Annotated in this window: 10 protein-coding genes and 1 pseudogene; 7 read left to right on the top strand and 4 right to left on the bottom strand. The window is 57.1% G+C overall.

Going from position 1 to position 15161, the window contains the following annotated elements; translation table 11 throughout:
* The first annotated feature begins 311 nt into the window (after positions 1-311).
* The 6 genes and pseudogenes from bioB to IVA80_RS32730 form a co-directional block, all read left to right on the top strand.
* Positions 312-1295, top strand: coding sequence for a biotin synthase BioB (bioB, locus tag IVA80_RS32755; protein ID WP_247439093.1), 984 nt, complete (start codon positions 312-314; stop codon positions 1293-1295).
* A gap of 50 nt (positions 1296-1345) precedes the next feature.
* On the top strand, positions 1346-1699 hold the full coding sequence (panD, locus tag IVA80_RS32750; RefSeq protein WP_247385745.1) for an aspartate 1-decarboxylase: 354 nt from the start codon (positions 1346-1348) through the stop codon (positions 1697-1699).
* A gap of 86 nt (positions 1700-1785) precedes the next feature.
* Positions 1786-2940, top strand: a complete 1155-nt coding sequence (locus IVA80_RS32745; RefSeq protein WP_247439090.1) for an 8-amino-7-oxononanoate synthase — start codon at positions 1786-1788, stop codon at positions 2938-2940.
* Positions 2937-3569 (top strand): dethiobiotin synthase, encoded by a 633-nt coding sequence (bioD, locus tag IVA80_RS32740; RefSeq protein WP_247439088.1) that lies wholly within the window; start codon positions 2937-2939, stop codon positions 3567-3569. Before IVA80_RS32745 ends, bioD begins: the two co-directional genes overlap by 4 nt.
* Positions 3566-4831: an adenosylmethionine--8-amino-7-oxononanoate transaminase gene (locus tag IVA80_RS32735; protein WP_247439086.1), complete on the top strand. Its 1266-nt coding sequence runs from the start codon at positions 3566-3568 to the stop codon at positions 4829-4831. Before bioD ends, IVA80_RS32735 begins: the two co-directional genes overlap by 4 nt.
* A gap of 914 nt (positions 4832-5745) precedes the next feature.
* Positions 5746-6303: pseudogene (locus IVA80_RS32730) on the top strand (3-methyl-2-oxobutanoate hydroxymethyltransferase); the annotation flags it as partial.
* A gap of 362 nt (positions 6304-6665) precedes the next feature.
* Here the strand turns inward: IVA80_RS32730 and nolL are convergent.
* The 4 genes from nolL to IVA80_RS32705 all read right to left on the bottom strand — a co-directional run bounded on the left by nolL (position 6666) and on the right by IVA80_RS32705 (position 12503).
* Positions 6666-7787, bottom strand: coding sequence for a nodulation factor fucose acetyltransferase NolL (nolL, locus tag IVA80_RS32720; RefSeq protein ID WP_247439084.1), 1122 nt, complete (start codon positions 7785-7787; stop codon positions 6666-6668).
* Positions 7788-8865: 1078 nt separating this feature from the next.
* Positions 8866-10128: a diaminobutyrate--2-oxoglutarate transaminase gene (gene ectB, locus IVA80_RS32715; RefSeq protein WP_247439082.1), complete on the bottom strand. Its 1263-nt coding sequence runs from the start codon at positions 10126-10128 to the stop codon at positions 8866-8868.
* A gap of 1210 nt (positions 10129-11338) precedes the next feature.
* On the bottom strand, positions 11339-11728 hold the full coding sequence (locus IVA80_RS32710) for a response regulator (RefSeq protein ID WP_247439080.1): 390 nt from the start codon (positions 11726-11728) through the stop codon (positions 11339-11341).
* A gap of 91 nt (positions 11729-11819) precedes the next feature.
* Complete coding sequence (locus tag IVA80_RS32705; RefSeq protein ID WP_247439078.1) at positions 11820-12503, bottom strand: response regulator transcription factor; 684 nt, start codon at positions 12501-12503, stop codon at positions 11820-11822.
* Positions 12504-13592: 1089 nt separating this feature from the next.
* On the opposite strand from IVA80_RS32705, the gene IVA80_RS32700 reads away from it, so the two are divergent.
* Positions 13593-13955 carry a hypothetical protein gene (locus IVA80_RS32700; protein ID WP_247439076.1) on the top strand — a complete coding sequence of 121 codons (363 nt, stop codon included), beginning with the start codon at positions 13593-13595 and terminating at the stop codon, positions 13953-13955.
* Positions 13956-15161: the final 1206 nt, after the last annotated feature.

Genomic DNA, 15161 nt, shown 5'->3' with positions numbered 1-15161 from the left:
GCGAGCCTTGCGATCAAGTACAATCAAGTCGTTTCCCATGCCGCGAGTGAATCATGTTCGCGACAAGCTGGGATTCAAATGTCAGTGACAGAACACTAGTTACCTGACTGAGGCGCGTCGAGGAGCGTTGTTGCGCTTGCCTCGGCCCTGCGGGGAAATCCTGCGTGAGGGGTCGGCGATTAGCCTGATATGAGCGCCATGCCCGCGCAACTCGGCGATATTTCTCGTCAATACCAGGCAAGAGTGTTGCTTTGCGGAGCTACGCGACGACGGTGTCGTCTGTATGATCGAGCGAAAATCTTGGGGGTGCTGTGGAAGTCGAAGGCAATAGCGGCCGAAACGGCGCGCCGGTCCGCCGCGACTGGGAACGTGCCGAGGCGGAAGGGGTTTACGCGCAGCCATTTGCCGAGCTCCTATTTCAGGCCCAGGCCGTTCATCGCGGCAATTTTGACCCAAACCACGTCGAAACCGCAAGCCTGCTCAGCATCAAGACCGGCGGCTGTCCTGAAGATTGCGCCTACTGCGCACAGAGCGTGCATTACGACACTGGCCTGAAGCCGACCCGCTTGATGGATCGCGCTGATGTGGTCGCCGCCGCGCAGCGCGCCAAGGCGGCCGGGGCGAGTCGCTTCTGCATGGCCGCGGCGTGGCGCAGTCCAAAGGACCGCGACCTCGATCAGGTCTGCGACATGATTGCCGCCGTTAAACGTGTTGGCATGGAGACGTGCGTAACGCTCGGCATGCTCACGCCAAAGCAAGCCGCACGGCTCGCCGACGCCGGCCTCGACTTCTACAATCATAACGTGGACACTTCGCCGGAGTTCTACCGCAGCATCATCACTACCCGGACCTTGCAAGATCGGATCGACACTCTTACGCGCGTGCGCGAGGTGGGGGTCAAAGTCTGCTGCGGCGGCATTCTTGGCATGGGTGAGCACGTCGATAACCGTCTCGGCATGCTGGTACTGCTCGCCAATCTTCCCAACCATCCGGAAAGTGTACCGATCAACCTGTGGAACGAGGTGAATGGCGTGCCGGTGAAGGTCACGGCGGAGCGTCCCGATCCGATTGCACTGGTGCGCCTGGTGGCGACTGCGCGGATCATGATGCCCAAGAGCGTCGTACGGTTGGCCGCCGGGCGCCAGTACATGACTGATGAACTCCAAGCCCTATGCTTCTTGGCGGGTGCGAATTCCATCTTTGTCGGCGATATGTTGCTGACTACTAAAAACCCGCAACTTGACCGTGATGCAAGTTTGTTAGCCCGGCTCGGCATTACATCTGGAATCGCTTAAGCCATCAGAACAACGGCGTGCTGCGCGCAAGCCATCAGCGTAGGTAAGAAATGCAGATTGTCTTAATGAAGGGAAAGATTCATTGCGCCTCGGTAACTGAGTCCGACCTGCACTTTGAAGGCTCGATCTCGATTGATCGCGCACTGCTGGACGCGGCCGGTATCCTGATTAACGAACGCGTCGAACTCTACAACCTCGAGACGGGGGCACGCTTTGCAACGTTTGTGACAGAAGCGCCACAAGGGTCCGGCACGGTAGACGTGAACGGTGCGGCGGCGCGACTGGCGATGCCCGGAGATAAGATAAGTATCGTTGCATACGCCTCACTTGACGAGGCGGATGCAAGAATCTTCAGGCCGCGCATTGTGCTGGTTGATCGACAAAATCGCATCGTGCCGGTTTGAATCCAACAAGCTAACCGCCGTAAGACTCTGTCGTTGGCGGCCAGTTGGGAGTTTTGCGGCGTCCATCCTTGCTCAGCGAGCGAAGAATGAATTCCATCGTTGCGGGTAAAGTCGCCAGCTATGCGGCAGACTTAGATGCGCTTAAAGACGACGACCGCCTGCGGAGTCTCAGGCCGCGCACCGGGATTGACTTTTCATCAAACGATTATCTGGCCCTGGCGAGCGCGCCGCGCATGAAAAAAGCCATCGTCACCGCGCTCGAAGCCGGTACTCCGATCGGAGCCGGCGGATCACGGCTTCTGCGCGGCAACTGCGAGGAGCACGAACGCCTCGAAGCAGCAGCGGCGCGGTTCTTCGGCGCGCAGACCGCGCTCTTCTTCGGCGGTGGTTATGTCGCAAATTTTGCGGTGCTGACAACGTTGCCGCAACGGGACGACCTGCTCGTCCTTGATTCCCTGGTTCACGCCAGCATTCACGAAGGAGCACGAGCTGGCCGAGCCGCGTTTCGAATCAGCGCCCATAACGACCCGCAGGTTATCGAAAGCGCAATTTGCGACTGGCGTGCCGCGGGCGGAGCGGGGCGGGTCTGGATCGTAGTCGAGAGCCTCTACAGCATGGATGGCGATTTCGCACCGCTTGAAGACCTGCTCGCGATCGCGGACCGGCACGATGCATTCTTGGTTGTGGACGAAGCTCATGCCACCGGCGTTTACGGCGAGCAGGGGCGAGGGCTCACAGCGGCCTATGAAGGACGCGAAAATCTCCTGGTTATTCATACCTGCGGCAAGGCGCTGGGAGCTGCCGGCGCGCTTGTCACCGCCTCTGGCGTGCTGCGCGACTTCATAATCAATCGCTGTCGCCCGTTTATTTTCGCGACCGCCCCTTCGCCGTTAATGGCGGTAGCCGTACGGGAGGCTCTCTTGATCCTGCAGGAGGAGCCGGAGCGCCAACAGCGGCTGGCGAAGCTTGTCGCGTTCACGCATCGGGAGATGGTTGCGCGAGGCGAGAGAAGTCCTTCGAACTCGCAGATCCTGCCCTATATCGTTGGCGAGAATGCCCGCGCCATGAGGCTAGCGTCCGCGCTACAGGCTCGCGGATTTGACATCCGAGGAATCAGACCGCCAACGGTGCCGGCCGGCACGGCCCGTTTACGAATTTCACTGACGCTTAACGTCGGAGAGGATGAGGTGCGTGCGATGCTCGATGCCCTCGCTGAGGAGACGAGGGGCGGATCTCGATGAGTCAGCGGATCGTGGTGACCGGCACAGATACAGGGATCGGCAAAACTGTCTTTTCGGCAGGCCTTGCCCATCTTCTCGGCGCGAATTACTGGAAACCAATTCAGGCCGGTGTTGAAGGAGAGACCGATAGCCAGCAGGTCGCACGACTGAGCGGTCTTCCGGCCGATCGGATCGTTCCGGAGCGCTACCGCCTTAAAACGCCCGCTTCCCCGCATCATGCCGCCGAAATAGACGGAATTCGCATCGACCCCGATTCGCTCGTCCTGCCGCATACCGGGGAGCGACCGCTCGTCATCGAAGGCGCTGGCGGGCTGATGGTGCCGCTGAATTCTAGCGCACTCTACATCGATATCTTCCAGCGGTGGCGACTTCCCGTCGTGCTTTGCGCGGGCACGCTACTCGGGACCATCAATCACTCCCTGCTCTCGATAGAGGCCTTGCGAAAGCGCCAGATCGACATTCTTGGGATCGCATTCATCGGGGAAAGAAATTCTGAAACTGAGAGCGCAATTTGTGACATCGCGCGGGTGCGTTGGTTAGGACGGCTGCCCTGGATTTCTCCTTTGACGGCAGGCAGCCTACGGGATGTCTTCAAAGGCGCGTTTGTTCCCGGCGATTTCAAGCCATGAAGCCAAACAAGAGGTGGCCAATTTGGCATCCATTCACGCAGCATGCTCTTCACAACGAGATGACCAAGGTTGTACGTGGCGACGGTGCTTATCTCTACACTGCGGATGATCATCGAATCATAGATGCAATCTCATCCTGGTGGGTCGTCACTCACGGCCATTGCCATCCGCAGATCGTGAGCGCGATCCAGGAACAGGCCGGCAAGCTGAACCAAATCATTTTCGCCGGCTACACGCATGATCCGGCCGAGGAGGTCGCTCGGCTCCTTTTGAAACTCACACCCCGAGGCTTGGACCACGTGTTCTACTCGGACAGTGGCTCAGCCAGCGTGGAAGTCGCCTTGAAGATGGCGCTCGGTTATTGGCACAATATAGGCGAACAGCGAACACGCATCGTTGTCATGCAGCACTCCTATCACGGGGACACGTTCGGTGCGATGTCAGTTGGTGCCCGCGGTGTCTTCAACGTGGCGTACGGACCTCTCCTGTTCGACGTGACCTCAATCCCGTTCCCTGCGAGCGGTCGTGAGCGGGCGACGCTTGATGCGCTTGAGTCAGCATGTCGGAACGAAAATCCCGCAGCCTTTATTGTCGAGCCTCTGGTGTTAGGGGCAGGCGGAATGCTGATGTACCCAGCTTGGGTGCTGAGAGAGATGAAGCGGATCTGCGAGGCGTCGGACGTCCTGTTCATTGCCGATGAGGTCATGACGGGCTGGGGCCGCACCGGAACAATCTTCGCCTGTGAGCAGGCCAATGTTGTGCCAGATATAGCGTGCTATTCGAAGGGTCTCACGGGAGGGGCGCTGCCGCTCGCGGTGACACTCTGCCGGGCAGAGATTTTCGATGCCCATTATTCAACAGACCGTACACGCACATTCTTTCACTCGAGTTCGTATACGGCAAATCCGGTGGCCTGTGCCGCCGCCAAGGCTAACCTGGATCTGTGGAAAGACCAGGAATGTCGCCGGCGCATCGCTGCGGTCGCAACCATGCAAGAGCAGGCAATTGAATCATTCCGCGCCGATCCGCGCTTTGCAAACGTTCGCCGTAGCGGCACCATCACAGCACTCGATATGAAGACGAGAGATACCGGCTATCTCGCAGGCATCGGCCCGAGGCTTCACGCCTTCTTTAAAGACCGTAATCTCTTGCTGCGCCCACTCGGTAATACGATTTATGTGATGCCGCCATATTGTGTAACAGCAGGTGACCTGGACGAAATATATGCAGGCATCTGTGACGCTGCCGATGCGCTGGCCTGAAGACGCGCGCGGCAGCGCAAGATCAAGGACTGTCCTGAGCTGTCGTCGGCTTCCCGAACGACTTGAGAGAGCCTTGCCATAGATCTACGAAATGGACGATTGTGACCTCGCATCTGCAATGTGGGTGCTGCCGGGCGGGCGAGATCGCGGGCTTCGCCGGGCCGGTCCACAGTGTCATGGCGCGTTCGGTTTCAGTCCGATCGCGTCATCGCGATTGCTTGCGTGTTCATCTGTGTGGATGCCTGCGTGAATTTGGTACAGAGTCATGCAGTTATGCGTCCATTGGTGACGGCTGTTGCGGAAGTTCCGCCGTTATTTCGATTAGAAGAGATGCCTGGGCGGCAGGTCTTATCAAGCGTCTACGGACGCGAAGAGGCTAGTTACGTCATTCGCATTCCGGAGTTTGCGGCAGCCGTGCGAGCGCTGGTGCATCTTTCCTATTTCCCTCGCCTGGGTCGCGGTCGTTTGCGGAGCCTGCAGTCCGCCGAAGCCGCGGCTTTAAGCGCCATAAGCCCATCCTGGTCAGCGGCGAGAGGTAATGGACATGCCGCTTTAAGGGGCCGACAGCGGCTTTGACACGTAGATCGCAGCCTCATAAGCACATCCACTGTCGCCGCTCGCGTGCGACGTCTCCAGGCCGCCATTTTCGACGCGCAGAATGTTCGGATGGTCAGTCCCAGAACCACCGCGCAGAGGACATCTTGAAAGATCTTATTTGCTGACCACCCAATTATTGGAAACTCTGTGCTTTCGACTTCTCAGTGACGCGCCTTTTCGGCCTCCCTCCTGACACATACCTTTCGCTCTTCCAACGGGAAGGCCATTTCCAGAGACATGCGGGGCCGGATCCGATCGACATGAGCCCACATTTCGCAGCTGTCGGTTGAACGCGTCACGATTCCAGTTCTGCAACGATGCAAGGAGGAAAGGCGCGCACCATCGTCATGACCACGGCTTATGACGCGGTAACGGCACGTATCGCCGATCCCGTCGTCGACGTCATTCTTGTCGGCGATAGCGTCGGCAACGTATGCCTTGGGTTTCATGACCACTTTACCGGTCAGCATGGCGATGATGAATCACCACCTGGACGTGGTCGCGCGAACAAGGCCTGGCGCCCTGATTGTAGCTGGCATGCCGTTTCTTAGCTTTCATCTCAGTCCCGACGACACGATAGGCAACGCTGGAGGCGTCCTGCAGCGCGGCGCAGACGCCGTCAAGCTTGAGGGAGGGGGTAAGCGTGTCGAGATGATCCGAGCTTGGTGAATTGCGAAATTTCCATGATGGGTCATCTTGGTCTCACGCCACAAAGCGTCAACGCGGTGGGTGGCTTCAAGGTACAGGGTCGGAACGCGGACGATGCCCTACGTCTGCTTGACGATGCGCACCAGCTACAGCAGGCCGGATGCTTTGCTCTTGTCCTCGAAGGCATCCCGGCCGAGCTCGCTGCGCGAGCGACTGAATCTCTGAGCACAACAGGCTCGCGATGAGCAATCGCCTCGCCATCGGCACTCGAAGAAACATCTCGCCGAGTGTGTTTGGATTGGGTTCGATCGCCAGATCTGGGTCGAAACCCGGCGGCTAGACGACTGGTGCAGCGAAGCTAATCTCACGACGGTCGATCTTATTTGGACTGACGCAATGGGCTGAGTCCGCCGGTGGCATACAAAGCCTGAGCAATACACGCTTCGATGGGGTTGCTCTTATGCCGATCACCGGCTCGACCGGCGGCACGCCGTCGCCGCCGGATCTGGGTTCGAACGCTATTCCCGCGGCATCACAAGTCGATGCTATCGCCATACCCTGCCGTACTCAAACAATCAAATGCATACAGCTAGTTCATTGCAGGTTTGGCTTGCGGAAGACCTGAGCGTGGCGGCATTCCAAGGACGAGCTGCGACAGATATGGAACGCCGCGAACAATCGAGCGCACCGTTAGCGCGATCGCAATAATCGCGGCCCCGAGCATACCCGCGATGATCAACCGGGTCGTGAGATCCCAAAGTTCTCCGAACTGTACGAAATCCATGAGACGGAACACGGTACCCTGGACCAGGTAGAGCAGCAACGTGGTCTGGCCCAACTCCACAGCGATAAAGCGGGCCATTCGATTTGAACGGCCAACGCTCCAGCATTGCAGCAGGAGTTCGATAGCGATTGCTGAGGCAGCTGCAGAGCCAACAAACATCAGAAGCACGTTTTTAGCCGACCGAAAATCGTGAATTACCCCAAGGTTATTGTAGACATAGGTATCCTTGCCCCAAGCTAGAAAGCATACGCAGGTCACTATCGAGAGAAATAAAATCAGGAGCGGCTTGTGATGTCGCGATGTACGCGTCCATCGTTCTCTCGATTGAGCAAGCAAGAAGCCGAAGCAGAAGAACGGGTAAGTGAATCTGATCAGGGGTGATATGGAGAATGTCAGAGGCGCGAGTGCGACCAGTATGGCTAAGCCAGATATGACCCACGATTGGTGGTTTAGCCTGGTAGAAATCTTGAGGAGAAGGTAGGAAACAAACGTGGCCCAGATGAACCAGTATGTGCCAGCGAAATCGTCTGCAAATTCCAAAAGTCCGCTCGTTAGGCTGGGCGCACGCCACAATGCCGCCAGCTTAGCTGTCTCCATGAACGTCCACCAAAACAGCATCGGCAGCAAGAGCTGCTTCGCACGGTCGCTGGCGGCTCGAGTGAACGACTTTTGCAACAGCGATCGAGAAGAAAGATATCCGCTTATCGCCATAAAGAGTGGCATGTGAAACATATAGATCGATTTGTAGTACGGCGAATACCAAAACCCGTCGTCTCGGTAGATGACATACTGAATCAGGTGCCCAACGATCACCAGAACAATGAGCGCACCTTTCGCGAAATCTAAGCTCAGATCTCGATCGTTTGTCTCTGTCGTGCGCGAGCTCGGGGCGATCGTTCCAGTCACGCGGAGCAATATATCAAACATCTAGATATCTGTTGTTGATGAGCCGGTGGCCCGTTGTCCGCTTCTTCTGCCTCATTTTTGATCCAAACGAAAGGTGATGGCGGCAGTTTTTGGAACGGGAATAAGTTCAGCTTGTTAGGCCTTGAAGATGGAGCTGGCCGAGCGTCTCTGAATGCCTCGCGGAACTTTGCGGCAGAGCAGATATCTAATTTGAGATATTGGTGTAGCAGTACGGGCACGGCATACTACTTGCAGACGCGGTTCTGGGAGGAAGACTGTCGCGCTCAGTCTCCCACTCAGCCCGACGCTTCTCGGACCCGGCAGATGCGTCGGGCTTCTTCGGTTGGCCCGGCATAGTTGAATTTGATCCGTCACCTTCGCTTGCCGTCGAGGCGCTCACGCCAAATAGGGGCTTCTGATGGCTGAACTCGGGCACTCGCCCGCACTTCCGCAAATGCTTCGTCCACAGCGCCGGTCGCCGGCGAACCAGCCGGTGTGATATCTCTCGTCATCGCGTTGCTCTCCTTTGGAATCAGCCCCCCGAGCCTACCGGCTCAAGGTGGCAACGCCGACCTCTTCAGAAATTCAACAGAACCCGGGACATCCCCACCGCTCGTTCTTTGACGGCTTTCGTGGCAAAGCCGGCCGCCAGAGTGATTGTTGCTGCACCTATGCTGTAAACGGCTCAGGCTGGATCGCTGCTGCACAATCTACGGTCCTAACAAAGTCCGCACCCGTGCGGCTGGGCACGTGGCCACCAAGAAGCCATACCACACCATTCGACTCCATTCCGCTGCGAGCTCACCTTCGGCAGACCTCAGACTGGAAACTTAGATAAGCCAGCTCAACCAGAGTCGCTCGCGACTGCGAGGTTCAAAGGTGCTGCTCGCACTCACGTGCTGTGGACCGAGGAGGGCAGCAGGCGTTCTCCACGCATCAGCCGACTCGGCGGATCACAGGTAGCGTTGGCCTTCAGGCTTCACCTTCATGATCATGGCCTCAAAACTCCTGACCATTTCGGCGGCAAGCGAGGACACACGCCAGTGACTTGTGCGGCGATGCGGTCGCTAGCAACAGTTTCTCTCGTGTGCCTACAAGTTTAGCTTGCTCGGGCTGAATTCAACGTTTCGGTCAATGACTCCTCGAATATGTCTAGCCCTTGTCCCAACGTTTCTTGCTCGATCGTAAGTGCAGGCAAGAACTTTACAACCTGATCGGTCGGTCCGCATCGCTCGATAATCAATCCCTTCTCAAACGCTCTATGTGACGTCGCCTCTGCGATTTCGGTCGTTTTGCAATCGAATCCGCATACCTTGCCCCGTCCACGAACAGCAAACTTGTTTCCGTGCTGGTGCGCGATAGCATCGAGTCGACGCCGCATAAATGCGCCCAAGTGTCGGACCTGTTGCGAGAACGTCTGGTTGCGCCAATACAGAGTCAAAGCCGCTTTGGCAGAAACGAGTGCAAGGTTGTTTCCTCGAAACGTCCCCGTGTGCTCGCCTGGTTCCCATGCGTCAATCGCTTCTTTGATCAGGAGCATCGATAGGGGCAAACCGTACCCACTTAGCGATTTCGACATTACAACAATGTCTGGCGACAACGCAGCGAACTCGAAACTGAAGAACTCGCCTGTACGGCCACAGCCCATTTGGATATCGTCAACTATGAAAATAGCTCCGACCTCTTTTGCCAAAGCCTGAATTGACTGCAACCATTCCTCACCGGCGACGTTAATGCCTCCCTCTCCTTGCACGGTTTCGACGAGAATGGCGGCTGGAAGATCAGTGCCACTGCTCTCGTCCATTAATACCTTTCGCACGTAATCCGCCCCACTGTGAGCGGAGCCAAGATACCCATCATAGGGCATGAACGTTGTGCCGGATAAGGGAATGCTGCTGCCTTTGCGGTAAAAGCGGTTACCGCTCGCGGCTATGGCTCCCAAGCTTTGGCCGTGATATCCATTCGTGAAAGAAATTACGTTGTGACGTCCTGTGATCTTACGCGGGAGCTTTAGAGCTGCTTCAATAGCGTTAGCTCCCGTAGGCCCCGTAAATTGAAAGCGGTAGGAAAGATTCCGTTCACGAAGGATGACAGAGCTAAAGGTCTCCATGAATTCGACCTTTGCTGGAGTGGCCATGTCCAAGCCGTGAACGACCCCATCCGACTCCAGATACTCGCTGATTGCCGCTTTGATCTCCTGATTGTTGTGGCCATAGTTTAGCGCTCCAGCGCCGGACAGAAAGTCAATGACCTTTCGGCCACCCTCTGCGAACATAATCGAGCCGCGCGCCCTGCTGAACACAGCAGGAAAGGAACGTGAGTACGAGCGCACGTTGGACTCTAGCATTTCGACCGTCTTCATTCTGCGCGCCCCGTGTCCTCCAACCATGTGGTCGTCTCCTCGACAAGAAAATTGCCCGACGAACAAGCGCGCGGCCAATATCGTACAGGATTGGCAGACCATGAGCGCGCGGTTCCGGCGCCTCTCGGCGTCCTTTGGGCTATGCGTAGCGCGTCTGAAAATCAGCTCCAACGGCTTACCTGAGAACCAGGCGGAACAAAGCTACTATGTCTAGTAGTTTCGTCCCCATCCAGCGACGGCCCCCCGGCTAAGTCGTCTTTCGCGGGCAGGTTTGCTTAGCCGCGCGCGATCGAAGAATTTGCGCATACTGCGCGGTTAGCTTGGAAACGGGGAAGTATGTGGGCCGAAAAAGTTCATCGCGACCAGAGGGGCCGATGTGCTCTCGGCGACGGCGGAGCCCGCCAGCCGGGCTTGGATGCTCACACTCACGGCGAGTAGAAGGGACACGGCCGCCGCGGATGTGGCCCGGCGCGCGGGCTTATCGCGCGTCCAGAGCCACCGCTTTGGGCCTTGCGTTTGGCCGGGACCGGCGCGGGAGAGTGGTCGGTGTGGATGCGTTCGGCCAGCAAAGGCGTGGCTTGAGATCGCTTCGACCAGTGGCATTTGTGTTGCCCTGCAACGGATGCGTAGGTTTCGGGTGCTTCGGCCCGCCGAAGGGTCGCTGGGAGCGAACGCAAGTTGGCGAGTTTGGCGTACACCACTCGATCCTTCGAAAGCCCAACATCGCCATAATGCAGTCTTTGCGGCTTTTGTGAATTCCGCAGCGATCGTCTCGACCGACTGCGTGATTTTGGCCGCGATCGCCGCGTCTTTCCTCCTATAAATTCGGTGCCCGACCTATCTGGAGCGGTCGCACAAGTTTCAGGTGAATTCTTTGTTCGTAACGAGGTCCTGCCGACAAGCCGCTGCCGTGGCACTTTCGCGCTAAGCTCAGCAAGGATCGTGGCACTGAACGCAGGGCGCTCCTTCGTTAAAGCGAGGAGCGCCTCGCCTCGTCTGATTGCGCGATCATACCAGAGGCGCCTTGTCAGGAGCGCGACGTTGCAAGTGCTTCAACCAGATGCCGAAAGTGCAACAACAGCGACAGGAATGCGACAAGATCCAAAGGCGAGGATCGCCACTGGCACGCGGTAAGCACGGGCAATCGCGCATTGATCGACATCGTAAGCGCCGCGCGGGTGCGGCTTGGTCCAGACTGCTTCCCCATCTTTCACGCGTTCGTTCCACCACGATGCTCGCTAAGCGCTTCATCGACGCAGGCGATCAACTCCAGACTGGCAAAGGGTTTGGCAAAAAAGCCGGTTACGCCGGCGCTCAACGCGCGGGCTCGCGTGCGATCATCTGCGAAGGCAGTCATCAGGATGAATGGCGCAGCGTGGCCATGGGCCCGCATCTGTTCCAAAAGTTCAAAGCCGCTCATCATGGGCATCTGCAGGTCTGCAATGACACAGGACGTATCGTTCAATTGAGACGACCGCAAGAGTTCCTCAGCCGATGCAAACGTACGAACGATGTGACCCTGCGATTTCAAAAGGTTGTTCAGTGCGGCACGAACCGAAGGATCGTCGTCGACAACGGAAACAGTTGAATACCTAGACAAGACGACCCGTTCTTAGTTGGGCGAAGGCGCTGGCCGAAGCATGACGGCCAGCAGAAGGATGCGCTTGTACGTCGAAATTGTAAAATCATACCTAGGTTTGTACCCTGGAACGGTCGGTCCCAATTCCCAGCCTCTCAGCCATTCTGATCAAATCGGCTAACGATCGAGCTCCCATCTTCTTCATCACGTGACCGCGATAGATTTTGACTGTAATCTCGGCAAGCCCGAGTTCCGCGGCTACCTGTTTGTTCAATAGGCCGGCGGCGACCAGTTTCAATACATCCTGCTCTCGTGGACTTAGGGCCTCAAACAAGGACTGCAGCCTTCTGACCACCTTGTCTACCCCTCGTCTCTTCCGATCCTGTTCGATAGCTGCGACTACGCCATCGAGTAGTTCCTGATCCCGAAACGGCTTGCTGAGAAAATCGATTGCTCCACTCTTCATGGCTTTGACGGTCATCGGAATATCGCCATGAGCGGTGATGAAAATGATGGGAATGTGAATCTTCAGTTTGGCTAACTCACTCTGGAGCTCAAGGCCGCTCAATCCCGGCAGCCTGATGTCAAGCACAAGGCAGCTAGGAACATCAGGGAGCTCGCTCTGGAGCATTTCGCGGGCCGATCCGTAAGCAACGACATCTAGACCGATCGAACGAAATAGGTTGACCAGCGATTCGCGCATTGAGAGGTCGTCGTCCACGAGGAAGACGCTCGGCCTCACCTCCGGCCCGACGACATTTGCGGCTTCCTTCCGCGGTTCAGAGCGCTTGGTCACGATAAGAGCCTCGTTTGTACGATTTACAGTAGAATTATCGCCTCAGTACGGCCCTTGATTGATCGCGTAGCCTTTCGAGGACTTTCGCGCAGTGCAAATCTTGAGATTTTCCAGGTATGTGACGGGTCAGCCATTCGCGCCAGCGTGACGCATTACAGGAAAGACTAGCAAAAACCGCCCGACTGGTCGAGAACTGCCTTTCGCGTCTGTCCGCCGTCGCGTCGGATCGGCCCCGAGGCATCGGTCAAACGATCAGCAGCCGATCGAGAAGCACCGAATCCAGAACTTGAGGCGCTCGCTTTAGCATGGCGGCGCGTGTCGCCTGGCCTTCGCGAATGAGGCTGCAGCGGACGACCCATTATGCGGCTGAAGGATCAGAATGCCCGTCGCCTTGGTAGTTGAACGCGGGGGCGCGAGCTGAGCGAATTGGCGCGATTGTGCCTGTGCATGCTCCGGTCCCGCCGGCGTTGAGATCGGCAAGCGGCGTAGACTATCGCACCCGTACTAAGGAAAATAGACATCAGAACGAGTAGCAGCGGCATCAGCACATGAACTCTTGTTTTTCCGTCGTCAGAACGCCTGTGAGTTGCTCTTTGCGAGGGTGGGGAAAGCACCTTGCACCGACTTCGTACAACCTGACGCAAGGTGCGATTCAAGTCCTTTCCGTCATGTTTGTCGTAAAGATGCTCGAACTCGAGCTGCTGCAGGGGCGCTCACGTGCGTTCGTGTCTTTGCTTCCTTCACGAGGCTCGCACCCCAAGATGAGGCGGCGTAATCTGAATGGAGAGGCGGGACACACTCCATTCGGTGTCCAGCTGCGGACCAGTTCGCCAAAAGGCAGTTGTATTTGCTCTCCTGCATCAGACAAACAACCGCTGATCCAGCGAAAGAATCATTCTCCTACCAGAATTGGCGGACATCACAGTCCGTGCCGGGCACCTTGAAGATCCGTTCTTTGACCTACATAGGAACGACAAAACGCGCCCCGAGCGTCAACCTGAAGCTGTTGTCAGATCTGCCAGTAGCTCATCAATTTGCTCAGGGCCTTCGGCTCAGGCAGGGTCATTACGGGCGGCCCGATGCACTCCGTTGAGCAGAAAGCGCGTCGGGTTCGCCCCACATCGCCAGGACATCCGTGGTGACGCTGCCTCCGATGAAGCAACCAGCGCGGCAAAACTGAGGCTCGCTCAGCAAGGCAGAGTAGGTAGTGACTGCCTGCTACTTCGCACCGGCCAGGAAGGGCTTGAATCGTTCGTAGCGTCAGGTAGTACGATGCCGGTGTACATCTATCGAATTGGCAAAGAAGGCGTTCCGCTGTTCTTCATTTTAATTGCAGTTCTCTTCACCGGTTTTGGGGTAGCTTACGCCTTGCTTGAACAGCGGTTCAAGCAGCGAACCGCAAGCGAGCGGCATTCCGATCAGCGCAGCGAGGGCCTATACCGCGCTCGGTGAGCATCAGGGGTGCCTTTGTCGCAGGTCAGTTGCTCCATCAATGGGAGCAGGAATGAAGAGAATAGTTATGAGCGCGGTTTCGCTCACAGTGGTTCGCAGATCTGCCCTTGATGCTGTGGTTCAGAGTCGATCACTGCATGGCGCCTTCCAACAATGGAGCCAGGAGTGAACGTCGATCTCGAAAACGGCACCGCGCTTGTCGCCCGGATTTCTAGCCTGAGCGCCCTTGCGGCGTTTATGTTCAGGGACTCGACCGAGCATCTTGCTTTTCCTCGGGCCTTAGAAGCACAACTTCATGGTCGATTGTGGAGCAAACTTCTTTGGCGGCAGTGCTGTTAAGAGTGGGCGAATTCTCGGGACCGGCTTCTGTGAGAAAGGGTCGTTCGACATGCCAGATATCAGCAAGGCGATCGCCGACCTCGCTGATCGTCTGATCGCATTCAGAGCGGTTCGCACAATAGTCAACCAGGGAAGCGACATTCCGCCGGTCAGCGTAAGTGCCCTGCCGTCCGGTATTCCTCGGCCGGCATCGACCTCAGATCTGGGGACTGCTCGGAGATCGACAGCTTCGTGCGGGCCTCGAGGGGAATAGGCTGAGCTGATACCGCGCCAGTGCGGTTTCAGCTCGAAAAAGCAATATCGGCCGCGCTTATGTCCGCGGGGTAGCCATCGAAGCGGCGGAAAGCCAGCTGTTCGATTTGCTGCAATGGACCGAGCGCTCGCAGCCCTAGTACATCCGGTTTCGAGGGGCTCATGCTAACCAAGAAGCTGCTTCAGTTCTTTGGCTCAAGTCTCTCGATCAGGCGTTGTGGTTTATTGATCAGTCAATGTCCAAACGCGCCGCCGCATCATTGGATGCGTCTCGTTGGACTTAGGTCTCTGCTGCGATCGAGCCTCCTGACTAGCGTCTGAGAGGCGTTGTCGAAGGGGCGGCCTTCCTCAAGTGCAATATTGTGTACGGCGAGCTCCTTCAAATATCGCGTCGGATACACAGGCTCTGTGCTTCCTTAGCTCGGTACCGCGACCTCAGTGTCGCCGCGCTGCTTGCGTCATGGGGACAGCATGATCAACATTTCACAGATAACGCCGGGACGGCTTCGAAACTAGACACTTTTCTCGGCCCAATGCCATGTTAGTTTGGTGCTGAAGACCGAGCGCGTCAATGCTATGGTCGCTTGCTCAAGACATACTCGGACGACGTTGTGC

Origin of the sequence: Bradyrhizobium sp. 139 (genome assembly GCF_023074175.1) — a bacterium.
In the GTDB taxonomy this organism is placed as follows: Bacteria; Pseudomonadota; Alphaproteobacteria; order Rhizobiales; family Xanthobacteraceae; genus Bradyrhizobium.
The sequence above is the reverse complement of the archived record's forward strand: the minus strand, read 5'-3'. Positions and strand labels throughout refer to the sequence as shown.

Bases quoted from the DNA above. Each gene is read 5' to 3' on its own strand.
- nolL (WP_247439084.1), bottom strand. From the start codon at position 7,787: ATGTTTGATATATTGCTCCGCGTGACTGGAACGATCGCCCCGAGCTCG.
- ectB (WP_247439082.1), bottom strand. From the start codon at position 10,128: ATGAAGACGGTCGAAATGCTAGAGTCCAACGTGCGCTCGTACTCACGT.
- IVA80_RS32745 (WP_247439090.1), top strand. From the start codon at position 1,786: ATGAATTCCATCGTTGCGGGTAAAGTCGCCAGCTATGCGGCAGACTTA.
- bioD (WP_247439088.1), top strand. From the start codon at position 2,937: ATGAGTCAGCGGATCGTGGTGACCGGCACAGATACAGGGATCGGCAAA.
- IVA80_RS32735 (WP_247439086.1), top strand. From the start codon at position 3,566: ATGAAGCCAAACAAGAGGTGGCCAATTTGGCATCCATTCACGCAGCAT.
- panD (WP_247385745.1), top strand. From the start codon at position 1,346: ATGCAGATTGTCTTAATGAAGGGAAAGATTCATTGCGCCTCGGTAACT.